We start from the raw sequence: 624 nt of genomic DNA, 5'->3' as shown, positions 1-624 counted from the left end.
GCCGCATCGCCTTGCCTTCAGGGTCGTAGGGCGAGGCCGCGATGACGCGCGCCGGCCGTTTGACCCCGACAATGTGAACGGAAAGTTCGGTCCCCTGCCCGGTGAAATCGTCGTCCAGCAACGCCAAGGCGACGCTCTTGCCGAGCGTGTAGGCGTAGCCGCCGGAGGTGACGAAGCCGACACGCCGGCCTTTGGACCAGACCGGCTCGAAGCCGCTGGCATCGGCATCGACGGCATCGACTTCCAGCATCACGATACCCCGCGAGACACCCACCTTGCGCTCTTTCAGCGCCGCCTCGCGACCAATGAAGTCGCCCTTGTCGAAGGCGATGAAGCGGTCGAGCCCGGTCTCGCCGGGCGCGTAGCCTTGCGTGAATTCGCGCGACCAGATGCCGAAACTCTTTTCCAGCCTGAGCGAATTCAGGGCGTAGTAACCGATCTCGGCAAGGCCGAGATCCTCGCCGGCGGCAAGCAGTGTTTCACGCAGGCTCGAATGCAGGGTGGCCGGACAGTTGATCTCGAAGCCGAGCTCGCCGGCGATGGAGAGGCGGGCTACGCGGGCGCGCACCATGCCGATATCGAACGCGCCGCAGGCCATGAACGGCACGGTTTTGGCGGAAATGT

1 protein-coding gene is annotated in these 624 nt (G+C 64.9%); it reads right to left on the bottom strand.

Annotation, left to right across the window (positions count from 1 at the left end; translation table 11 throughout):
* The coding region (locus EN852_RS34680) for an aminomethyltransferase family protein (protein WP_135879580.1) at window positions 1-624 on the bottom strand (624 nt) is incomplete at both ends.

This window comes from Mesorhizobium sp. M2E.F.Ca.ET.209.01.1.1 (assembly GCF_004010375.2).
GTDB lineage: Bacteria > Pseudomonadota > Alphaproteobacteria > Rhizobiales > Rhizobiaceae > Mesorhizobium.
Note: the sequence above shows the minus strand (reverse complement) of the source record. Positions and strands in the feature narration are given on the sequence as shown.